General features: G+C 43.0%; 23 protein-coding genes and 1 riboswitch. Of the genes, 11 read left to right on the top strand and 12 right to left on the bottom strand.

Annotated features, from left to right (window positions below; translation table 11 throughout):
• Window positions 1-93: 93 nt before the first annotated feature.
• Window positions 94-321 (bottom strand): hypothetical protein, encoded by a 228-nt coding sequence (locus tag CKY02_RS24135; RefSeq protein ID WP_146747480.1) that lies wholly within the window; start codon window positions 319-321, stop codon window positions 94-96.
• A gap of 483 nt (window positions 322-804) precedes the next feature.
• Between CKY02_RS24135 and CKY02_RS20000 the strand changes: the two genes are divergently transcribed.
• The 5 genes from CKY02_RS20000 to CKY02_RS19980 all read left to right on the top strand — a co-directional run bounded on the left by CKY02_RS20000 (window position 805) and on the right by CKY02_RS19980 (window position 5,690).
• The gene (locus CKY02_RS20000) at window positions 805-2,055 is read left to right on the top strand and encodes a class-III pyridoxal-phosphate-dependent aminotransferase (RefSeq protein WP_420800742.1); all 1,251 of its coding nucleotides are present in this window, start codon (window positions 805-807) and stop codon (window positions 2,053-2,055) included.
• Complete coding sequence (locus CKY02_RS19995) at window positions 2,055-3,116, top strand: zinc-dependent alcohol dehydrogenase (RefSeq protein ID WP_112896650.1); 1,062 nt, start codon at window positions 2,055-2,057, stop codon at window positions 3,114-3,116. The genes CKY02_RS20000 and CKY02_RS19995 overlap by 1 nt, the downstream gene beginning before the upstream one ends.
• A gap of 13 nt (window positions 3,117-3,129) precedes the next feature.
• On the top strand, window positions 3,130-3,762 hold the full coding sequence (locus CKY02_RS19990) for an HAD family hydrolase (RefSeq protein WP_112896649.1): 633 nt from the start codon (window positions 3,130-3,132) through the stop codon (window positions 3,760-3,762).
• A 180-nt stretch (window positions 3,763-3,942) separates the two neighbouring features.
• Window positions 3,943-5,094, top strand: coding sequence for an MFS transporter (locus tag CKY02_RS19985; protein ID WP_112879219.1), 1,152 nt, complete (start codon window positions 3,943-3,945; stop codon window positions 5,092-5,094).
• A 14-nt stretch (window positions 5,095-5,108) separates the two neighbouring features.
• Complete coding sequence (locus tag CKY02_RS19980; RefSeq protein ID WP_112879218.1) at window positions 5,109-5,690, top strand: DUF1349 domain-containing protein; 582 nt, start codon at window positions 5,109-5,111, stop codon at window positions 5,688-5,690.
• 205 nt (window positions 5,691-5,895) lie between these two features.
• Here CKY02_RS19980 and CKY02_RS19975 read toward each other — a convergent pair whose 3' ends face one another.
• The 9 genes from CKY02_RS19975 to CKY02_RS19935 all read right to left on the bottom strand — a co-directional run bounded on the left by CKY02_RS19975 (window position 5,896) and on the right by CKY02_RS19935 (window position 14,385).
• Window positions 5,896-6,381 (bottom strand): hypothetical protein, encoded by a 486-nt coding sequence (locus CKY02_RS19975; RefSeq protein WP_112896648.1) that lies wholly within the window; start codon window positions 6,379-6,381, stop codon window positions 5,896-5,898.
• 306 nt (window positions 6,382-6,687) lie between these two features.
• Entirely contained in the window at window positions 6,688-7,164 is a 477-nt protein-coding gene (locus CKY02_RS19970; RefSeq protein ID WP_112896647.1) for a carbohydrate binding domain-containing protein, read from the bottom strand.
• Between the two features lie 838 nt (window positions 7,165-8,002).
• Window positions 8,003-9,127 (bottom strand): 2-iminoacetate synthase ThiH, encoded by a 1,125-nt coding sequence (gene thiH / locus CKY02_RS19965; RefSeq protein WP_112896657.1) that lies wholly within the window; start codon window positions 9,125-9,127, stop codon window positions 8,003-8,005.
• A 14-nt stretch (window positions 9,128-9,141) separates the two neighbouring features.
• On the bottom strand, window positions 9,142-9,909 hold the full coding sequence (locus CKY02_RS19960) for a thiazole synthase (RefSeq protein WP_112896646.1): 768 nt from the start codon (window positions 9,907-9,909) through the stop codon (window positions 9,142-9,144).
• Between the two features lies 1 nt (window position 9,910).
• Window positions 9,911-10,111 carry a sulfur carrier protein ThiS gene (gene thiS / locus CKY02_RS19955; RefSeq protein ID WP_112896645.1) on the bottom strand — a complete coding sequence of 67 codons (201 nt, stop codon included), beginning with the start codon at window positions 10,109-10,111 and terminating at the stop codon, window positions 9,911-9,913.
• Window positions 10,108-10,857 (bottom strand): HesA/MoeB/ThiF family protein, encoded by a 750-nt coding sequence (locus CKY02_RS19950; RefSeq protein WP_112896644.1) that lies wholly within the window; start codon window positions 10,855-10,857, stop codon window positions 10,108-10,110. The genes thiS and CKY02_RS19950 overlap by 4 nt, the downstream gene beginning before the upstream one ends.
• A 10-nt stretch (window positions 10,858-10,867) precedes the next feature.
• Window positions 10,868-11,518, bottom strand: a complete 651-nt coding sequence (thiE, locus tag CKY02_RS19945; RefSeq protein WP_162120750.1) for a thiamine phosphate synthase — start codon at window positions 11,516-11,518, stop codon at window positions 10,868-10,870.
• Window positions 11,502-13,439: a phosphomethylpyrimidine synthase ThiC gene (thiC, locus tag CKY02_RS19940; RefSeq protein WP_112896642.1), complete on the bottom strand. Its 1,938-nt coding sequence runs from the start codon at window positions 13,437-13,439 to the stop codon at window positions 11,502-11,504. Before thiC ends, thiE begins: the two co-directional genes overlap by 17 nt.
• 102 nt (window positions 13,440-13,541) lie before the next feature.
• A riboswitch (TPP riboswitch) is annotated at window positions 13,542-13,667 on the bottom strand.
• 55 nt (window positions 13,668-13,722) lie between these two features.
• On the bottom strand, window positions 13,723-14,385 hold the full coding sequence (locus CKY02_RS19935; protein WP_112896641.1) for an HAD family hydrolase: 663 nt from the start codon (window positions 14,383-14,385) through the stop codon (window positions 13,723-13,725).
• Window positions 14,386-14,534: 149 nt separating this feature from the next.
• Between CKY02_RS19935 and nudC the strand changes: the two genes are divergently transcribed.
• The 6 genes from nudC (at window position 14,535) to CKY02_RS19905 (ending at window position 18,986) form a co-directional block, all read left to right on the top strand.
• Window positions 14,535-15,302: an NAD(+) diphosphatase gene (gene nudC, locus CKY02_RS19930; RefSeq protein ID WP_112896656.1), complete on the top strand. Its 768-nt coding sequence runs from the start codon at window positions 14,535-14,537 to the stop codon at window positions 15,300-15,302.
• Window positions 15,303-15,412: 110 nt separating this feature from the next.
• Complete coding sequence (hemE, locus tag CKY02_RS19925) at window positions 15,413-16,477, top strand: uroporphyrinogen decarboxylase (RefSeq protein ID WP_112896640.1); 1,065 nt, start codon at window positions 15,413-15,415, stop codon at window positions 16,475-16,477.
• 4 nt (window positions 16,478-16,481) lie between these two features.
• Window positions 16,482-17,150 (top strand): deoxyribonuclease V, encoded by a 669-nt coding sequence (gene nfi / locus CKY02_RS19920; RefSeq protein WP_112879208.1) that lies wholly within the window; start codon window positions 16,482-16,484, stop codon window positions 17,148-17,150.
• Window positions 17,151-17,226: 76 nt separating this feature from the next.
• Window positions 17,227-17,817 (top strand): YjaG family protein, encoded by a 591-nt coding sequence (locus CKY02_RS19915; protein WP_112896639.1) that lies wholly within the window; start codon window positions 17,227-17,229, stop codon window positions 17,815-17,817.
• A gap of 186 nt (window positions 17,818-18,003) precedes the next feature.
• Window positions 18,004-18,276: a nucleoid-associated protein HU-alpha gene (hupA, locus tag CKY02_RS19910; protein ID WP_012776594.1), complete on the top strand. Its 273-nt coding sequence runs from the start codon at window positions 18,004-18,006 to the stop codon at window positions 18,274-18,276.
• 68 nt (window positions 18,277-18,344) lie between these two features.
• The gene (locus CKY02_RS19905) at window positions 18,345-18,986 is read left to right on the top strand and encodes a DUF1481 domain-containing protein (RefSeq protein WP_112896638.1); all 642 of its coding nucleotides are present in this window, start codon (window positions 18,345-18,347) and stop codon (window positions 18,984-18,986) included.
• Between the two features lie 18 nt (window positions 18,987-19,004).
• Here CKY02_RS19905 and purD read toward each other — a convergent pair whose 3' ends face one another.
• Window positions 19,005-20,288 carry a phosphoribosylamine--glycine ligase gene (gene purD, locus CKY02_RS19900; protein ID WP_112896637.1) on the bottom strand — a complete coding sequence of 428 codons (1,284 nt, stop codon included), beginning with the start codon at window positions 20,286-20,288 and terminating at the stop codon, window positions 19,005-19,007.
• Between the two features lie 21 nt (window positions 20,289-20,309).
• Complete coding sequence (purH, locus tag CKY02_RS19895; RefSeq protein ID WP_112896636.1) at window positions 20,310-21,899, bottom strand: bifunctional phosphoribosylaminoimidazolecarboxamide formyltransferase/IMP cyclohydrolase; 1,590 nt, start codon at window positions 21,897-21,899, stop codon at window positions 20,310-20,312.
• Window positions 21,900-22,462: the final 563 nt, after the last annotated feature.

Genomic DNA, 22,462 nt, shown 5'->3' with positions numbered 1-22,462 from the left:
TGGAATTCATTCTTTAGCGTTACCAAAGAGCTTGGATACACCAGAGATCCTACTGGCGAGTCATTTCAAGCTAGCGATAGGGATGTTTAAGGATCATGCACAGACTGAACCCTTTACTTTTTTTAAAGTCTGAACTTTATACGAGCTATTCACCGGTGTAAACCAACCCGCTTGTGTGGGTATTTTATACCCGTCATCTTTCAAGTTGCCTCTTTGTTGACTGCACTCACTCACCCCGGTCACATCGTTATCTATGCTCCCGGGGATTCGCTCCCTTGCCGTCGCGATGCATCTTGAAATCCATAAGGTATAAATATTCAAATCTTAAATACAAAAAAATGACATCGCGCTGTAGCGTCAGCTTATTTTTCACTCGTCATTTTAATGTCAGTCGGAAGTTTGGCTATTCTTAGTATGAAAAACGCACATTGTTTCTGACAAATCAGAAATGATCGAGAATCTTTTATCACATTTCATCACCTGCCAGAAAATAGCCACGCATTATGTAAGTGCTCTTATCATCTGCGGAAAAGCCGTGAGATGGAGGATTTTGGTACAGTTTTTGTAGGATTTGAACAGAATTTATTATCATTAATCCTATAAATCAGCAGTTCTGCATGCCATTAACCAATCATTCAAAATAATAATGTATTTTATACAAAATACTTTAATTTTTTAAATGTATTTTGGTTTTTTGCAGACTTTTTGTTGATATAAGCTAATTTTTAGTAAATATTGCCTTATATATTAAAGGCTGATTTTATTTGTTGTGGTTATGAATAGTTAATCAAGGTAATTAGAATGATGGAAAATGAAAAACGGTTTGAAGATATGCTTTCTCGCTTTGTTGGAAACGGCCCTTATTTGGAAATTGATGGTAAAAAGTATATCGATGCAGCTTCGGGAACATTTAACCTTCCACTTGGGTACACTAATCGCAGAATAACAGAAAAATTAAAACAGCAGATCGACAGATGTACACATTTAAGTTCAGCTTATACCCATGAAATATCACAATATATTTTGGGTAAATTAGTTAAACATACCCCTGAGGGCATTGATAGAATATGGTTACGTGATGTTTCCGGTTCTGGGGCGGTTGAATGTGCAATTCGTATCGCGCAAAAAGCAACAGGGCGTTCAGGAGTTATCTCTTTCTTTCTGGCTCATCATGGTCAGTCTTTAGCCACAGCGCAAATTTCGGGTAATGCTTTTAGGATTAAAGATTTCCATGTCAACATTGATGGTTCTTTAAAAATTCCAACCCCGGCCAGTGTCATGTCAGAATTTGAACCGAATACAGAACCCAATCAATGTTTTGACTTGGAGCAATTTATTCAATTAGGTTCAAATGACAATATTGCCTGTCTTATTATTGAGCCTATTCAAGGAAATGGCGGAAATAACGTTTTCCCTGTCGATTTTTACCGTAAGATCAGAGACATCTGCCATAAACATGACATTATTATTATCGCAGATGAAGTACAGACCGGATTTGGTCGTACCGGGACATTTTTCGCCTCAACCGGTTACGCTAAAGAATTAGAACCCGATATTATTGTTTTCGCTAAGGGCGCTGGTGGCATAGGTATTCCTACCGGTGGTGTGCTGATGCGGAGTTCATTGGATGTATTAGAGTCATTCGAACATTCCAGTACATCAGGCGCTAACCCTCTTTCATTAACGGCGCTTAATGAAATTATCGATATTATCGAAGACGAACAGGTTCTGGAGAATGTGCAGCGTAATGAAGCTTATTTACGTGATGGCTTATTAGCATTACAGCATAAATACCCAGAAATTACGGGTGTTAGAGGCGTCGGTTATATGTTTGGCTTTGATACGCCATCACCAGAGTTTGCGGCACAAGCGATTGCAATAGCGAATTCTCATCACTTGATCATCCGGGGTTCTCGTTATGGTAAAGGTCGTGCACTTAAAGTTCGTCCACCGTTAATTTGTACTCAGGAACATTTAAACGAAATTCTGTATAAGCTTGATCTGACTTTTGCTGATATGACGTTAAATATGCTGGATAACAAGGAGGTAGCGTAATGAAAGCACTTAAATTTAATCGGGTGTGGGATGTTCAAATCCAGGATGTTGAACCGTTACGCTGTGTTGAGCCTGATGATGTTGTCGTTGATATTGCGGTGTGTGGCGTTTGTGGTACGGATGTTGGGATTATCACTGGTTCTTATCCTGTTGCTATTCCGGGAACTACTCTGGGCCATGAAACAACGGGTGTTGTTGCTCAAGTGGGAAAGAGTGTCACTCGCTTTAATGTAGGTGACCGTGTTGTCATCAACCCAACTTATTCTTGTGGGCATTGTCGGATGTGCCAGACAGGAAATCCAAATCATTGCGAGAAAAAATTGGGAACCGAAGCGGGAGTTTCCTATGACGGGGCATTTGCTGAGCAATATCTGGCTAAAGAGAGTTCACTGATAAAACTGGATGATCATGTCAGTATGGAAGAGGCATCACTGACTGAGCCACTCAGTTGCACGCTGACCGGGGTCGATAAACTGGGCATCACCCATACTAATATTCGTGCGGCGGTAGCTGGCGCGGGCCCAATGGGGATGCTCTATATTTGGGCTTTGCATGCCAGAGGCGTTAAGGCTTTCATGGTCGAGAAAAACGAAAGTCGTGTTCAATTTGCCAAAGAAAATCTGCCGCCAGAATGTGAGCTATATACTGATTTTGATGAGGCATTAACGCAACAATATGGCGATAAATCAGCGTCTATCGATCTCTGTGTGGATACGACCGGGCAATTAACCGAATACATTTTTGACCATTTGGCGCCTGGCGGAAAATTGTTGAATGTCGCGCTTAAAGATAAACATGCCAATCTTGATATCTTGAAAATTGCTGATAAGAGCCTTTCCGTGATTGGTTCCATCGATTCTCTGAATAACAGTTTTGAGCGTGCTTATACCATGATCCGTGATGGCGTTATTCCAGCCGATCGTCTGGTCAGCCAGGTTTTTGATTTTAATGATTACTTGCAGGCTTTTCTCACTGTTGGTTGCGACATTGCGGGCAAAACTCAAAAAGCACTGTTTACTCCGAACTGTAAAGTGCTTATCCGTATTTCCGATCTAAAATAATGGAATGTTTCACATGGATAGATTTAATGTGATTTTTGATATCGATGGAGTTGTTGTTGACAGTGAACAATTGCACTTTGATGTTCTTTGTGATTTGGCTCCTGACTACACACAGCATGTACAACCACAGCAACTTATTGGCCTGAGTTTGGAGGGAACATTAGATTACATCGGGGTTCCAGCTCTGCAACAGAAAGGGATCACTGCGCAAATCGTCTCGGTTTACAAAGATAAGCTATCTAAAAGTTACCTTCGTCCAGGGATTTCCCGGTTGATAGCGACCTTACAACAACACCGTATCCCTTTTGGCTTTGTTTCTACCGCGCCGCGGGAAGTGTGTTTGGCGAATATTGGATTGCTGGAGTTGAGTGAAAACCCTGCTTTAATCTCTGGTGACGATGTTGCGAGGACGAAACCTTATCCTGATCCCTATCTTGCTATGTTGAAGTTGAAGTCTATGGATGTTGATCAGACATTAGTGATTGAAGATACCGATTTGGGAATTACAGCAGCAACGCAGGCAGGTATTCCCTATGTGTATGCCTGGCCCCATGCTTTATCGATTGCGGAACAATATCAACAGGCAACTCGTATTATCGGGACGCTGACCGATATTCCGCAATTTTCTAAAATTAATTTTGTGTAACTTAATATACCCTATGGATTTCAAGATGCATCGCGACGGCAAGGGAGCGAATCCCCGGGAGCATAGGTAACTATGTGACCGGGGTGAGTGAGTGCAGCCAACAAAGAGGCAACTTGAAAGATAACGGGTATACCCTCCGTTAGTCATAGCGGAGGGCATTTTATATAGAAGGAACATGAGTTGTCTGATCAAAATATTATCTCTTTGGTAAAACAACCCATTATGGCGACGCGCGCCGCTTTTTTTATTGCTGGCTTTAGTCTTGCAAGTTGGGCTCCTCTCATTCCTTTAGCTAAAGAACGGCTACAACTTGATAATGGCGCTATGGGGCTTCTAATGTTGGCATTCGGCATTGGTTCTTTCATCATGATGCCAATAGCGGGCATGTTAGCCGCACGCTTCGGTTGCCGGAAAATTTTCACTTTATGTGCTTTGATCGTGTTAGTGATGTTGCCAGGGTTAAGTGTATTACCGACACCGTTGACATTAGCTTGCGTTTTATTTGTCTTTGGTGCAGGTATTGGGGCAATGGATGTTGTGGTCAATATCCACGCCGTCATGGTTGAGAAAATGGCTCAGCGGCCAATTATGTCTGGCTTTCACGCGTTATTTAGTTTGGGCGGGATCGCCGGTGCAGGATCGGTGAGTGCATTATTGTCTCTGGGAATATCACCTCTCCAGGTGATGGTAATGGCGGTATTACTGATTATTTTACTGCTATTGCCGGTATGGAGTGGGTTATTGAACGAAGCCGAAGCGGGTAATACGCCATTCTTTGCTGTGCCTCATGGGATCGTGATTTTATTGGGCTTTCTCTGTTTTGTTGCCTATATCATGGAAGGCGCAATGCTGGACTGGAGCGGTATATTATTAACCAGCGTACATAATATCAGTAGTCATCAGGCTGGTATCGGTTATACCCTGTTTGCTATTGCTATGACATCGGGCCGCTTTATGGGTGATAAAATCATTGCCTTTTATGGACACCGACGGGTTTTTATCAGCAGTGCTTTATTGGCTACTTCTGGATTTATCCTTATTTACTCAGCATCAACTGCAATGATGTTAGGGTTCTCTTTCCTGATGATAGGCGCAGGATTATCCAATATAGCACCAATGCTTTTTACTGCTTCTGGTCAACAGAAAATTATGCCTGATTCACTGGCTGTTGCTGCGGTTTCTACCATGGGATATTCAGGGATTTTGTTGGGACCTGCAATCATAGGTGGATTAGCGCATATTGTGACATTACACGGCGCTTTTGCTTGTATTGCTTTACTCTCTATTTCCTTATTTGCAGGATATAAATTGATTGATTCGAGCGGAAGATAATAGAGGGAGTTCCTATGGGTTTATCACAATATCATTGGCTTAATGAACCATCTGATTGGCAATGTGGAAGCGACTGGCTTAATGTCACTACAGATCATAAAACTGACTTTTGGCAACGAACATGGTATGGCTTTGAACGTCATAATGGTCATGTTTTTGGGCGTTATGTTGAGGATGATTTCACCTTTCAACTCTGTATTGAAGGCTGTTTTGAACATTTATACGATCAGGCAGGAGTCATGCTATTAGTCGATGAGAAACATTGGCTGAAAGGCGGAATTGAATATTCTGATGGTCATGCCTCGATTGGTAGTGTGCTAACACGTGATCATTCTGATTGGTCTATGGGCGTATTTCCTGGTGATTCTAGTAAATTCTGGTTACGTTTGACTCGTGAAGAGGGATATTTAAGACTGCAATATTCCACTGATGGTTTACGGTGGCCATTGTTGAGGTTGTCTCCTTTTTTTGAAGATAAACAACCTGTCTTTGTTGGTGCAATGTGTTGTTCTCCAGAACGGCACGGATTACAGGTGCGGTTTTCTGATTTCCAATTGACACCACCAATAAAAAAACCATTGCATGATTTAAGTTAGCCAGAATGGTTTTCGGAGAATTATCTCTATTTAAAACACCCGGAGCAATGTGCTTCGGGTGTTATACCCTATGGATTTAGATGCATCGCGACGGCAAGGGAGTGAATCCCCGGGAGCATAGGTAACGATGTGACCGGGGTGAGCGAGTGCAGCCAACAAAGAGGCAACTTGAAAGATGACGAGTATATGTATCAAGGCCCGATGTTTAAACCCTTTCTAGAATAAAACCCGTGAAGTCAGCAGTTGCCTCTTCTGGAAGTTCTACAAATTGGTCTTTCAGCATGTAAATACGTAAAAGCCCTTCTTCATCTGTGTTTAATTCAACTGAACCGGTCGTAAAGTTGAAGCTATTTACAGCAAAGGATTCAGGGCCAAATGTGCGATTTTGTAAACCAAAATAAGCGGGCAAGGCCCTTTGTGGTGTTAGTTGAGTCGATAAGCGTGCTGTACCTGTCAGTCTATATTTAACGTTAGGTTCCAACCCTGTTATAATTTGATCAATGACGCCAGAGCCGGAATAGGTTTGGATGCTAAGAAAATTAGTGCCATTCTCGGATAAGATTTCTACAGTTTCAGGGTGTGGGATTCTCCAGCCATGATATCCTTCATTAAATGAACCATTAACTAGTTCTTTATTAGCGTTTTTTGTATCAGAATAATCTGCGCTATTTAGCATTTTTTTCATATCCATATATGAGTCCTTTTAAATGAATGGCAATTAAATTTAATTTTGCTTAATGATTTTTTCCTGTAAACACTTTATCAATAATGAAAAAATATTCAATCATGTTTTTTGATTGAAGATTAGGCTTGTGATAATTAATGTGAAAATAAATGACAGGGCTAAATTATTTTGATGGTAATTTATCTTAAAATAATTGAACTACATTCCAATTAAAATATTAATTTATTATTTTATTTTCTCAACCAATATTTAAACACCCAGAGCCGTGAACTCTGGGTGTTTAAAATGTTAAAATATATCGAAGTTAAATGTTTAGACTTTCTCTAAAATAAAACCGGTAAAGTCAGCGGTTTCTCCGTCTGGTCGATGACCAACTTGATCTTTCAGTAAATAAACGCGTAAAAGTCCCTCTTGATCTGTACTTAATTCTACTGAACCCGTTGTAAAATCGGTGCTGTTTACAGCAAAAGATTCTGGGCCATCGGTGCGACTCTGTAAACCAAAATAAGCTGATGAGGCCCATTCTGCTGATACGCGAGCTGTACCTGTTAGTTTATATTTCGTGTTCGGTTCTAATCCTTCGATAATTTGATCAATGACGCCGGAACCGGTAACGCTTTGGATTCTGATAAAGTGAACGCCATTTTCAGATAAGATTTCTACTGATTCAGGGGCTGGGATTCTCCAGCCGTTATATCCTTCTTCGAATGAGCCGTTAATTAGTTCTTTATGAGAGTTTTTCTTGATATCAGAATAATCTTCATTATTTAGGATTTCTTGTACGTTCATATATTAGTCCTTTTTAAATAGATAGAAATGAATTTAATTTATTTCAGCGCTTTTTTTTTCGGGAGGGCACTTTATCAATAATAGGATAATACTCAATTGTATTTTTTGTTGGTGGTGAGTTGTAATTTGTATAAATTAATAAGGAATAAATAATGGGAAGTTAAAATATATACAGTAAATATAGTATTTTTTATTTATTCAATATAGGTATAAGCTGGATTTTCATACTCTTGTTTCTGTGAGAAATATACGTATAGGTCAGGAAAGGTATTTTGCATGGAAATTATTTTTGTAGGTGATAATGATGATAAGTAATATAATGTGATGAATTATTATGTTATGTTTTTATGATGTCCAATGTATATCGAAATAATAGAGTGAGAATTATATACCCGTCATCTTTCAAGTTGCTTCTTTGTTGGCTGCACTCACTCACCCCGGTCACATAGTTATCTATGCTCCCGGGGATTCGCTCCCTTGCCGTCGCGATGCATCTTGAAATCCATAGAGTATAGTTTCATTTTAATTACAATAAGGAAAGTTTGTTATAGATAATTATATATTATTTTATCTGCGATTGTTTTTTAATTGATTAAAGTGAGGGGGAATAAAATGATATTTTAATTAGTGAAGATTAGCTCTTTTTTATTGCTAAAATTGATGTGTTTTATAATCTGTAATTATTTTTTTATTCTCGTTTTAATCTTATTGAGATTGGTTTATTACTGTCTGGTATTGGCACCAGACAGTTTTTTATATTAATTCCTATTGCGTGGAGTTATTACCTGTTAAAGTCTTTTACCTAAACTCGAATTATTTGAAAAGAGAAAAAATTAAATTATCGACCTAAATAACTATCCCAATCTTTCCAGACAGGTTGTAACCCAGCTTTAATTAATACGTCTGCAACCTGATAAACAGAACGGTTATCATGCGGCATAAATTGCTCCAATTCTTCGTGGCTATTATCTGCGTAACCACCGGGTTGGGTTTTAGAACCGGCACTAACATTGTTGATTGCCAGTGGTATGACGTGATCGCGGAAGAATGGAGATTCACGAGTAGAAATAGAAAGCTCAACATCTGGCGCAAATAGACGAAAAGCACAAATCAGTTGTACCAGTTCTGCTTCACTCATCAGCGATGCGGGCTCAATGCCTCCAGCACAAGGTCGCAAACGTGGGAATGAAATAGAGTAACGGCTTTGCCAATATGTACGTTGCAGAAAGAATAAATGCTCCGCCACCATATAGCAGTCTGTTCGCCAATGACTAGAGAGGCCAATTAGCGCTCCTAAACCGATTTTATCGATTTTAGCATGACCAAGGCGATCGGGTGTTTCTAATCGCCAGTGAAAATCCCGTTTCTTACCCCGTAGATGATGTAGCAGGTAAGTTGGTTCATGATAGGTCTCCTGATAAACCATCACACCATCTAACCCCAGGGTTTTCAGTTCAGAATACTCTTCCTGTGTCATAGGCTGAACTTCCATCATTATTGAGCTGAAATATTCGCGGATAAGTGGCAGATAGCGGCGGAAATAATCCATACCGACCTTGCCCTGATGTTCTCCGGTGACTAATAACAGATTGTCGAAGCCCAGCGCTTTAATCGCCTGACATTCGGCAATAATTTCATCTTTATTGAGTGTCTTGCGTTTGATGCGGTTACTCATTGAGAACCCGCAATAGGTGCAATCATTGGCACACAAATTGGAGAGATAAAGCGGTACATAAAAACCAACGGTGTTACCGAAGCGTTGACGAGTCAGTTTTTGTGCCCGTTGTGCCAGTGGTTCGATATAGGATTTCGCTGCCGGAGAGAGCAAGGCCATGAAATCGTCCAGATTTAATTTGTTACTGCTTAATGCTCGCTCAACATCCTGCGCGGTTTTGCTATTAATGCGAAGGGTAATGTCATCCCAGTCCAACTGCTGCCAGCGGTAACTAAAACTATCGCTCATAAGATGATGAATCATCAAAATGCCCCTAGAAAATCGGTCAGTGGACTGGATGCAACAGCATGTTGTTTCGGACTTGCCAGGCCAGCTTGATAGGATAATTCACCCGCTTCAATCGCGATTTTGAAGGCTTGAGCCATTTTTACTGGATTACGTGCAACGGCAATTGCGGTGTTGACTAATACAGCATCCGCACCCAGTTCAATCGCTTCCAATGCATGGCTTGGTGCGCCGATGCCGGCATCAATGACCACCGGCACTTGTGCTTGTTCAATAATAATTTGCAGGAAATCTCGGGTTAGTAACCCTTGATTAGAGCCGATCGGTGCACCTAAAGGCATAATCGCCGCGCAACCCACTTCTTCCAGACGCTTACACAAAACGGGATCAGCACTGCAATATGGCAGAACGACAAACCCATCTTTGACCAACATTTCAGCGCCTTTGAGTGTTTCAATCGGGTCAGGTAACAAGTATTTCATATCAGGATGAATCTCTAGTTTGATCCAGTTCGTCGCCAGTGCTTCACGGGCTAAACGGGCGGCAAACAGGGCCTCTTCTGCGGTTTTGGCTCCAGAAGTATTTGGCAGCAATTTGACGCCAAGTTTTTGCAATGGTGCCAAAATAGCGTCATTACCGCTCTGCAAATCAATGCGTTTCATTGCCATCGTGACAAGCGGGCTGCCGGAAGCCGCTATAGCCTGAGTCATTAAATTGGCATTGGCGAATTTGCCTGTACCGGTAAATAGGCGGGAATTAAAAGTCGTATCAGCAATTTTTAGCATATCAACCTCCAGCAATAGCCTGAAACAGAAGGATATTGTCTCCATCATTAATTTGATGCGTATTCCACTCTGAACGCGGAATAATGATTTGATTAATAGCCAGTGCCATTCCCGGTTGTGTTCGGTCAAGTTGTTCTAGCAATTGCTGTATAGCCAGAGGGGCCATAAGCTTCATCGGCTGGTCGTTTACCGTAATTTTCATGCCATATCTCCGCAAATCGGGCATTGCTGCGACGGGTTAAGTTGTAGTGTGCTCCAGCTTTGCTGTTTACCATCAAACAGTCGGAGTTTGCCGCTTAACGGAGAGGGAAGCCCAGTTAACATTTTGATGGCTTCCAATGCTTGTAATGTGCCGATGATACCAACTACCGGACCTAATACACCCGCGGTCCGGCAATTTCGTAATGGCTCTTCCTGTTCAGGGTAAAGACAGCTATAGCAGCCATGAAGATAAGGGGGTTCAAATACCATAAGTTGGCCGCTAAAACCGACAGCACTGCCGCTGATCAATGGTTTTCGCGTTGCCACACAAGCGGCATTGATGGCGTGTCGAGTTGTCATGTTGTCACTGCAATCGAGAACCAGATTGACTTGCTTCACGATTGTTGTCAGAGATTCCTGGTTCTGACGTTGATTAAGGATGATTGTTTTTATCAGCGGATTCAATGCATTGAGTTGATTGGCTGCAAGTTCAGCTTTTGCGGCAGGGATCTCTTCGGTGCGGTAAAGTATTTGCCGTTGTAAATTGGAGATGTGCAATTGGTCATCATCAGCGAGATAAATTGTTCCCACACCTGCCCCGGCTAAATAGAGAGATGCAGGAGCGCCTAGTCCTCCCAGTCCGACAATCAATACGCGGCTGGATTTCAGTTTTTCCTGCCCTTCCGGGCCAATATCTTCGAGTAACAGTTGTCGGCTGTAACGCATAAATTCTTGATCATTCAGCATAAGAACCTCTCTATCCCTTTAACGCAACGCCTTCAATCAGATGAAGCAGTTTTGTGGTGGCCTGGCGCCAATCCTTTGCTTTGGTAATTGCACTAACCAGCGCCACACTGCCGACTTCCGTTGCAATGACATCAGGTACGCGTTCAAGAGAAATTCCGCCGATGGCGACAGTGGGATAGTCTGGTGTGTTTTCTACTTGCCGTTTTAGTGCTGCCAGTCCTTGTGGGGAAGATGGCATCGTTTTGGTCGTGGTTGGGAAAATATGGCCGAGAGCGATATAAGACGGACGCAGAGATTTAGCTCGTGCCAGCTCTTGTTCATCGTGGGTAGAGATTCCTAACCGTAATCCCGCTTTTTGGATGGCGTTCAGATCAGCGATAACTAAATCTTCCTGCCCCAGATGAACACCATAAGCGCCATGCTTTATTGCCAGTCGCCAGTAGTCGTTAATAAACAAACGAGCGTTATATTGGCGACCGAGCATAATGGCTTGCTGAATCTCTTCTTCCACCTGATCTTCTGGTCGATCTTTAATTCTCAACTGAATTGTGGTGACGCCTGCTTTTAACAAGCGGGAAATCCACTCTAGCGAATCCACGACGGGATACAGGCCCAATTTATATTCCGTTGGGGCAAATGGCGCGTTAGGCAGATTGTTCATGAGAGACATCCTCTACGCTGTGATACAACTCGCCACCGTGGGCGCGGAATGTTTCAGACATCTGTTCCATACCGGCGGCATAATCGCGTACTTCCTGAGAAATCTTCATAGAGCAGAATTTAGGCCCGCACATAGAACAGAAATGCGCAATTTTGCCGGAGGCTTGTGGCAGAGTTTCATCGTGATAGGCGCGAGCAGTATCGGGATCGAGCGCGAGATTAAATTGATCTTCCCAACGAAACTCAAAACGTGCTTTGGACATGGCATTATCGCGGATTTGTGCACCGGGATGGCCTTTGGCGAGATCGGCGGCATGAGCAGCAATTTTGTAGGTAATTAGCCCTTGCTTAACATCATCTTTGTTTGGCAAGCCGAGATGCTCTTTCGGCGTCACATAACAGAGCATGGCGCAGCCAAACCAGCCAATCATGGCCGCACCGATGCCGGAAGTGAAATGGTCATAACCGGGGGCAATATCTGTTGTCAATGGACCAAGGGTATAGAAAGGGGCTTCATGACAATGTTCCAACTCTTCCGTCATATTGCGGCGGATCATCTGCATAGGAATATGTCCAGGGCCTTCGATCATCACCTGAACATCATATTCCCAGGCAATTTTGGTCAGTTCGCCTAATGTGTGCAGTTCTGCAAACTGCGCTTTATCGTTAGCATCCTGAATAGAACCGGGGCGTAGACCGTCTCCCAATGATAGGGAAACATCATAAGCGGCGCAGATTTCACAAATTTCACGGAAATGTTGGTAAAGGAAGTTTTCTTGATGATGAGACAGACACCATTTCGCCATAATTGAACCACCGCGGGATACAATTCCGGTGAGGCGTTTGGCTGTCATCGGTACATAGCGCAGTAATACACCGGCATGAATGGTGAAGTAATCTACCCCTTGTTCCGCTTGTTCCAGCAAGGTATCACGGAATATTTCCCAAGTGAGATTTTCCGCTACGCCATTGACTTTCTCCAGCGCCTGATAAATAGGGACTGTACCGATAGGAACCGGGCTGTTACGTAAGATCCATTCGCGGGTTTCGTGGATATAACGGCCAGTGGAGAGATCCATTACCGTATCTGCGCCCCAACGAGTGGACCAGATTAACTTTTCTACTTCTTCCTCAATAGAAGAGGTGACTGAAGAGTTACCGATATTGGCATTAACCTTCACCAGAAAATTACGACCAATAATCATCGGTTCTGATTCAGGGTGATTAATATTGGCAGGAATAATTGCCCGACCAGCCGCGACTTCCTGGCGGACAAATTCTGGTGTGATATTTTCCGGCAACTGAGCGCCAAAACTTTGTCCAGCATGTTGTTGGCGTAATACATCACCGCGGATACGTTCACGTCCCATATTTTCCCGCAGTGCGATAAATTCCATTTCGGGCGTGATGATGCCTTGACGGGCATAGTGCAGTTGAGTAACGCGTTTGTCTTTACGAGCTTTTAATGGATAGGGGCGATTATTGAAACGTAAATGATCGAGACCAGCATCTGCCAGGCGTTGCTGAGTGAAATCGGAGCTGAGGGTGGCAACAGGTTCAGTATCTTGGCGTTCATCGATCCACGGTTGACGTAGTTGGGTTAACCCAACATGTACATCCAGTTTGGAATCAGGATCGCCATAAGCGCCGGAAGTATCATAAACCGGAATGGCTTCGTTTTCCTCATACTGAGGTTCTTCTTTAGTGCCGCCAATTAAAGTCGGCGATAGCTGGATTTCACGCATTGGAACTTGGATATCGTCACGGGAACCTTGAAGATAAATTCGTCGTGAATTTGGGAATGTCACGCCTTGAATAGAATTAATAAACTCTTGAGCGGCATCGCGTTGCGCTTTACGTGGGCGTACCGGATTGGGTTTTGGTGAGACATCGGTTGTAGGGATAACGGTATTATGAGACATAGCAAATTCCTAACTGTGTTATTGGGAAAGTTGCTTGTCTGGAGCTCGCAGGGAGTAATAATTGATGGCTGGACAGACCTGTAAAATTAGGTGGGCTGACAGCGGTTGATTACTCTTGTTCCCTTCGCAGGTATTAACCCGATCAGGTTCCGCGGATCCCGAATTAACGGTCTCAGCCTGTGTATGCTGCGATAAAACAGCTTACGCTAGGCACTCCGACAAGAAAGTAAGCAGTAGTATAGAAGGGATTATGAAAACTACAACCCTTACTGATTGAAAGTATTTACAGTGACCAGGTTAATTGTTGCCAGCCATGTTGGTGTGCTTCGGCTTTTAAATGGGCATCGGCATTGACCGTAATGACTTCGTCGGCAAATTGACACATTGGCAGATCATTAATTGAATCACTGTAAAAACGAATAATCTCAGGATAACTATTTTGCTGTTCCAGCCACTGTTTTATCCGTTTTACTTTACCTTCACGAAAAGTCGCAATACCGTCTATTTGGCCGGTATAACAGCCATTTTCCACCACCATATCAATGCCCAGCGCAGTGTGAATACCTAATTCGATAGCAATCTTTTTTACAATAAAAGAGACAGTAGCTGAGATAATAATGATTGGAATTTGTTGTTGTTGATACTCTGTAATTGAGGCTTTGGCTTGTGGATAAAATCGGGGTCTGATTTTTTCTTTAACGAACTCAGCTAACCAAATATCAACCTGTTCTTGCGGAATTTGGTGCAATGTTTGCAGGCTGAATACCAGGTAATCATGCATATCCAGTGAACCCGCGCTGTAATCAGCCATCATTTTTTTGTCTGCTTCGATAAAGCTGGGATCAGTAATTATGCCTTTTTCCCATAAGAATTCTGTCCATATAGCGCTGGAATCACCGGAAATTAAGGTGTCATCCAGATCAAACACTACAAGCAGTTGTGGCATGATGTTGTGTTCCTCAAGTCAAAGAACATTGATAACTGAGAATAATGCTTGTAATGCCGTGTAGTGACCAATAGCAATAAAAGCATGTTTTTCTGACTAGAAAGCGTATGATTTATACAGATATTAATCGTAATTATGATGTCATAATGATGCAACAACAAATTACAGGTACAGAACGTGGCTGGTGGATTATCAGCTATGAAAATCGTATTTGGCTCCCGGAAGGGGAATTACCTTTTGGAATTGCTGTCCAATGGTCATTGCAAGGAAAAATAGCCTTGCCTATTGGTGAGTGGCAGGGCGAAAAAGTTTGGCTTATCCGTCAGAAAATGGCTTCAAATATGGTTTCTTTACGGCAAATTGTTGCAAGTGATCGTGGCTTGTTTCAATTAGCTGGCCGGGGAGTGCAATTGGCAGAGTTTTATCGCTCTCATCAATATTGTGGTTATTGCGGTAGTGAAATGCACCATAGTGTCAGTGAATGGGCTTGCTTGTGTCATCACTGCTACGAACGTTATTATCCGCAGATTGCACCTTGTATTATCGTCGGTATTCGTCGGGATGATCATATTTTGCTGGCTCAACATCAGCGTCATCGTAGAGGCATATATACAGTCCTTGCGGGATTTGTTGAAGTCGGTGAAACACTTGAAGAAGCGGTAGCCCGCGAAGTGATGGAAGAGAGTAATATTAAAATTCGCAATTTACGTTATGTGGCTTCTCAACCGTGGCCTTTCCCTCATTCATTGATGATGGCATTTCTGGCTGATTATGACAGTGGTGAGATCCGCCATGATCCGCAAGAACTGATTAGTGCAGATTGGTATCACTATGAGCAACTACCATTGATTCCACCACATAATACTATTGCCCGTCGGTTGATTGAAGATACGATTGTTCTATGCCGAAATACGTGATGTACAGTTTGGCGCAATTCAACGGGAGAGATTTACCTATCATGTTACAATGAGGTTCAATCATTGTAGTCAGATTATGTTGCGGCCAATAAATATAGATGGAGCCTGTCATGAATGCGCTGAAAAATGATCGTTATTTGCGAGCTTTATTACGCCAATCCGTTGATGTTACCCCTGTTTGGATGATGCGCCAGGCTGGCCGCTATTTACCTGAGTATCAGGCTACTCGTGCTAAAGCCGGTGATTTTATTGCTTTGTGTAAAAACACTGAGCTCGCTTGTGAAGTCACTTTACAACCTTTGCAGCGTTATCCACTGGATGCGGCAATTCTCTTCTCTGATATTCTCACTATTCCTGATGCTATGGGACTGGGGCTCTATTTTGAAGCAGGTGAAGGTCCGCGTTTTAAATCTCCTGTTTTCAGCCGCGCTGATGTGGAAAAGCTGCCGGTGCCTGATCCGGAAATGGAGTTGGGCTATGTGACGGATGCCGTGCGTGCGATTCGTAAGGCACTCGCGGGCCAGGTTCCTTTGATAGGCTTTTCTGGTAGCCCGTGGACACTGGCAACTTACATGGTGGAAGGTGGTAGCAGCAAGGCATTCACTAAAATCAAAAAAATGATGTATGCCGAACCTACCGTAATGCATCTGTTGCTGGATAAGCTAGCAGACAGCGTTATTCTTTATCTCAATGCTCAGATTAAAGCAGGTGCTCAGTCTGTGATGGTTTTCGATACTTGGGGTGGAGTACTGACGGGGCGGGATTATCGGGAATTTTCCTTACATTATATGCACAAAATTGTTGATGGTCTGATCCGTGAAAATGAAGGTCGTCGTGTGCCAGTGACACTGTTTACTAAAGGTGGTGGACAATGGCTGGAAGCAATGGCTGAAACCGGTTGTGATGCGCTTGGTTTGGACTGGACGACAGATATTGCCGATGCGCGCCGTCGTGTGGGGAATAAAGTCGCTTTGCAGGGTAACATGGACCCATCCATGTTATACGCCTCTCCAGAGCGGATTGAGCAGGAAGTTTCGACAATTTTGCAAGGTTTTGGGACGGGTTCTGGTCATGTCTTTAACCTTGGTCATGGTATCCATCAGGATATACTGCCGGAACACGCGGGGGTATTTGTCGAAGCGGTACATAAACTTTCAGCTAAATATCATCAGTAAAAATATGATTAATACGAAAGCATTACGTCAGGAACAAATAGCAAAGGCTCAACAGGTTATCTGTTATGATGATTTTTCCCCACCTAAATTGATTGCGGGTGCTGATGTGGGCTTCGAACGGCAGGGAACAATTACCCGTGCCGCGATAGCGGTTCTTTCTTATCCTGCTCTTGAACTGGTGGAATATCAGATAGCTCGAATTGAAACTACGCTGCCTTATATTCCCGGTTTACTCTCTTTCCGTGAATATCCTGCATTAATGGCTGCTTGGCAGTTGTTGAAATACAAACCTGATCTAGTAATGGTGGATGGTCATGGCATTGCTCATCCACGTCGTTTAGGTGTTGCTAGCCATTTTGGTTTATTAGCTAATGTGCCTACAATTGGTGTGGCAAAACGTCGTTTATGTGGTGAAAGTGAACCATTGGGGGAACAGCCCGGCAGTTGCCAACCTTTGCTTGATAAAGAGGAGCAGATTGGTTGGGTATGGAGAAGTAAAAAACGTTGTAATCCGTTGTATATTTCTACCGGACACAGAATCAGCCTTGATAGCGCATTGCTATGGGTGGAATGTTGTATGAAAGGTTATCGCTTGCCTGAAACAACCCGTTGGGCAGATGGTATAGCCTCAAATAGGCTGTTTTTTGAACAAATGATACAGAAAAATCCTTAAATTCGGTGTAAGCGTGTGGATATTCTTGAATTTCAGGTAAACTGCGGAGCAAATTGTGCATAATGAGTAAAAACTAATGTTACGAAACCCGATACATTTACGGCTGGAAAAACTTGAAAGCTGGCAGCATCTGACCTTTATGGCAAGTCTATGCGAACGGATGTATCCAAATTACCAGATGTTCTGTTGCCAGACGGCGTTTGCAGAACCTGCTCTTTACCGCCGTATTCTGGATTTGGTGTGGGAAATATTAGTTGTAAAAGATGCCAAGGTGAATTTTGATAATCAGTTGGAAAAGTTGGAACAAGTTATTCCCTCAGCGGATGATTACGATATTTACGGTGTGTACCCGGCAATTGATGCATGTATTGCATTAGGGGAAATTATTCACTCCCGTCTGAGTGGTGAAACATTGGAGCATGCAATTGCAGTGAGTGAAATTTCAATCCGCACTGTTGCTATGCTTGAAATGACTCAGGCCGGAAAAGAAATGACCGATGAAGAACTAAAAATATTACCTGCTATTGCACAAGAGTGGGACATCCAATGGGAAATTTATCGCTTATTGGTTAGCTGCGAAGAGCGGGATATTGAGTTGATTAAAGGATTGAAAGCTGACCTCCGGGAGTCAGGAACGAGCAACATTGGTATAAATTTAACGCAGTAAAGTGAAAAAAAGTGATTTAATGCTTTAAATGCCATGTTCAAAGGCTTCACTTTTGCCCCCACTCTGTTCTACATTTGGGGGGTGAAAAGAAGTGGCTATCGGTGCGTGTATGCAGGGGTGCTGTCATTCGGCATATCCGTCGCACTCGATGCTTTGCAAACGATAAACACACTGTAAGGATAATCTATGAATAAGACTGAATTAGTTGATGCAATCGCAGAAAGCACAGACCTGACTAAAGCTCAGGCAAAAGCTGCTCTGGAATCAACTTTGAATGCAATCACCGAATCCCTGAAAGCGGGCGATTCAGTACAACTGGTAGGTTTTGGTACTTTCAAAGTTAACCACCGTGCAGAACGTACTGGTCGTAACCCACAAACCGGTAAAGAAATTACAATCGCGGCTGCAAACGTACCTGCTTTCTCTGCTGGTAAGGCTCTGAAAGACGCAGTTAAATAATTTCATTGCAAAAAAGAAAAAATAGAAGGGGTATTATTTATCCCCTTTTGTTGGTTCGTCAGGGGCTGATGACACTAGGATTCGTCTTCGCGCTCAGCGCCTGTACCAATCAACCTAAAGAACCTTCTTTCAGCGCAAGTGGATTCATTGCCGATGATGGTGTTGTCCGCTTGTGGCGTCTCAACGATCAGAACAGTAAACCTCAGGTACTGATGAGTGTTTACAGCCCCTACCGTAATGACAATACCGTCGTGACTTTTTATGAATATAAGCAGGGAGATTTGCGCCAAATTCGTCGTGAAGTTTTGAATGATAAAAATCCACTATCTGAACAACTTCGTTTGAATAAATCCGGTGATGTGATTTTTATGCAAAAGCAGTCGAAAACGCGACGAGAGCCACTTTCCAGCGATGATATTGTTCGTATGCAGTTTAATGCTAAACGGACGCTTGAATTAAGTGATGCGTTGAGAGTGGGAAATGTGCGTTTGGTGCAAGGGCACTGGAATAACGGTAAAGTCACTACCTGTGCAGGTGAAACGATTTCCCTTGAGTTTGAACCTTACGCGAGGTCATGGCTTGAACAGCGTGAAAAAAGTAGTTACGGCCAATTAACCATTGCTTGGTTGGAAGCGCCTGCTGGCCGCGAATTACTGTTGGTAGCCAATAATGACTTTTGTCGTTGGGAACCGACGAAGGACAGCCTCTGACCCTCGTCAGTTTTATGATTACTTCAATCGGTTAATTGCCCGATAGCCGATATCCTTGCGGTAAAAACAGCGATTCCATTCAATCTTTTCTGCTTGTTGGTAAGCATTTTTCTGTGCGTCTATAATGGTTTCTCCTAATGCTGTAACACACAGAACGCGTCCACCTGCGGTAATAACATCATTGCCTTTCATTGCTGTACCAGCATGGAAAACCTTGCTACTTTCATTTTCTTGTTGGGGCAAACCATGAATAATATCCCCTTTGTGATAATCAGCAGGATACCCTCCGGCAGCGAGTACCACACCCAGAGCAGGGCGTTCATCCCAATCAGACGTTTTACCCGCAAGCTCTCCTTTTGCACCAGCTAGACAGAGTTCAACAAGATCAGAACGCATACGCATCATGATGGGTTGCGTTTCTGGATCACCAAAGCGGCAGTTAAATTCAATCACTTTTGGTTCGCCATTTTGGTTTATCATCAAGCCGGCATAAAGAAAACCAGTATAGATATGACCCTCAGCAGCCATACCGTTAACAGTAGGATAAATAATCTCTTCCATAATACGCTGGTGGATTTCATCAGTGACGACAGGAGCGGGAGAATAGGCTCCCATTCCGCCAGTATTTGGACCCGTGTCACCATCACCTATGCGTTTATGATCCTGACTGGTTGCCATCGGAATAACATTCTTACCGTCGACCATAACGATAAAGCTAGCTTCTTCACCTGTTAGAAACTCTTCAATAACAATACGATGGCCTGCATCACCAAACGCATTTCCGGCTAGCATATCTTTTATGGCGGATTGGGCTTCTTCCAGTGTCATCGCAACAATCACACCTTTACCCGCAGCCAGTCCGTCAGCTTTTATAACAATAGGAACGCCGACTTTATCCAGGTAGACAAGAGCTGGTTCGATGGCTGTAAAATTCTGATAAGCCGCGGTTGGGATTTGATGACGTGCCAGAAAATCTTTGGTAAATGCTTTTGAGCCTTCTAATTGAGCGGCTGCCTGAGTTGGACCAAAAATAGTCAACCCGGCTTTTTGGAATGCATCGACAATACCTATCACCAATGGCGCTTCAGGTCCAACGATAGTCAGCCCAATATCATGGCTTTGTGCAAATACTAACAAGCCGTTGATATCTGTCGCTGGTATATCAATATTTTCGAGATTGCTTTCCAGAGCAGTTCCTGCGTTTCCTGGAGCGACATAGACTTTATCAGCTAAAGGAGATTGAGCTGCTTTCCATGCCAGCGCATGTTCGCGTCCACCGCTACCAACAATTAAAATATTCATCAGATTAACTCCTGCTATTGATTAGTGGCGAAAATGGCGCATGCCGGTGAAAATCATAGCAATACCGTGTTCATCAGCCGCGGCAATCACTTCGTCGTCACGGATTGAACCGCCGGGTTGGATAATGCAACTCACGCCGACAGCCGCAGCGGCATCAATGCCGTCACGAAATGGGAAAAAGGCGTCAGATGCCATTGCGCATCCTTGAACTTCCAAGCCTTCATCGGCTGCTTTAATCCCAGCAATTTTTGCGGAATAGACACGGCTCATTTGGCCTGCACCAATACCAATGGTCATATCATTTTTTGCATAAACAATGGCATTAGATTTGACAAATTTAGCGACCTTCCAGCAGAACAGAGCATCTTTCATTTCTTGTTCGGTGGGATGACGTTTGGAAACCACACGTAGGTTAGTTACTGCAACCATACCAAGATCGCGATCTTGTACCAGTAGGCCACCATTAACTCGTTTAAAATCAAGGCCAGCAGCCCGGTCTTCCCATTTACCACATGTCAGAACGCGGACATTTTGCTTGGTAGCTAGCACCGGTAGTACATCTTTATTTACTGAAGGGGCAATAATTACCTCGACGAATTGGCGGTCGATAATGGCTTGTGCAGTTTTAATATCAAGTTCGCGGTTGAAAGCAATAATACCGCCGAAAGCGGAGGTTGGATCTGTTTTGAATGCGCTATCATAAGCTTCGTGGATATCTTTACCAATTGCTACACCGCATGGGTTAGCGTGCTTAACAATAACACATGCAGGTTCCACGAATTCCTTAACACATTCCAGCGCTGCATCGGTATCAGCAATGTTGTTATAGGAAAGAGCCTTACCTTGTAACTGAGTTGCAGTTGCAATGGATGATTCAGAAAGATTCTCTTCTATATAGAATGCAGCGTCCTGATGGCTGTTCTCACCGTAACGCATATCCTGCTTTTTAATGAAATTCAAATTCAGAGTACGAGGGAAACGTCCTGATGGTTGAGTCGTATCGCCATAATGAGGAGGAACCAGCTTGCCAAAATAGTTAGCAATCATGCTGTCATAAGCAGCGGTGTGTTCAAAAGCCTTAATGGCTAAATCGAAGCGAGTTGATTGTGTTAATGACCCCTGATTGTTATCCATCTCTTCAATGATTTTTTCATAATCCTTACTATTTACCACAATCGCTACATCTTTATGGTTCTTAGCCGCGGAGCGAACCATAGTTGGACCACCAATATCAATGTTTTCAACGGCATCTGCCAAAGTACAATCTGATTTAGCTACGGTCTGAGCGAATGGATATAGATTCACAACCACCATATCGATCGGTGAGATTTGGTGTTGCGCCATGATTTCATCATCTTGTCCGCGGCGGCCAAGGATTCCACCATGTACTTTAGGATGCAGCGTCTTAACTCGGCCATCCATCATTTCAGGAAAACCGGTGTAGTCTGAAACTTCAGTAACCTTTAGATCTGACTCAGCGAGTAAACGAGCTGTGCCACCAGTAGAAAGCAATTCGACACCGCGTTGAGATAAGGCTTTTGCAAATTCAACAACCCCTGATTTATCGGAAACGCTAAGCAGGGCACGACGGATTGGACGAAGCTGTTGCATTGATTTGATCCCTTGGATTTTGTAAGGCAGTAACATGTTATTGGGAAGAACCCACTATATCAGGACATAAAAAATGGGCACTGCAATAACATTTCAGTGTAGTCAGATAAAATCGCTTGATGATTTTAACCACCGAATTGTAACGAAAACGTTTGCGTGATGCTCGATAAATTTTCATCCAACTAGCCATATGTGGATAAATCTGTTGGTAAGTAGGTATAAAGTAGAGATTTGCTGTGGAATTAATCAAACGATCAATTTTTTTCAAAATAATTATTGCCAACGCCAAAGAACGCCCTATAATGCGCCACCACTGACCGACACAACGCTGATAAACATTGTGAGGTCGGGCAGAGAGAAAGCTAACAAGTGCTTGACTTTGCGGGCGAAAAGCGTAGTATACGCAGCCCGGCTGAATGAGAATATCATTTTTTAATTCAGCCTGCTCTTTAACAATTAATCAGACAATCTGTGTGGGCACTCACAAGACCGTATCACAAAAAAATACGTTTTAAAGTCTTGAAGAGTGAACAACAGTTAATTCATTACGAATTAATTTAGTA

The sequence above is a fragment of the Photorhabdus bodei genome, assembly GCF_003287735.1.
Taxonomy (GTDB): Bacteria; Pseudomonadota; Gammaproteobacteria; order Enterobacterales; family Enterobacteriaceae; genus Photorhabdus; species Photorhabdus kayaii.
This window is presented reverse-complemented; position numbering and strand designations above follow the sequence as displayed.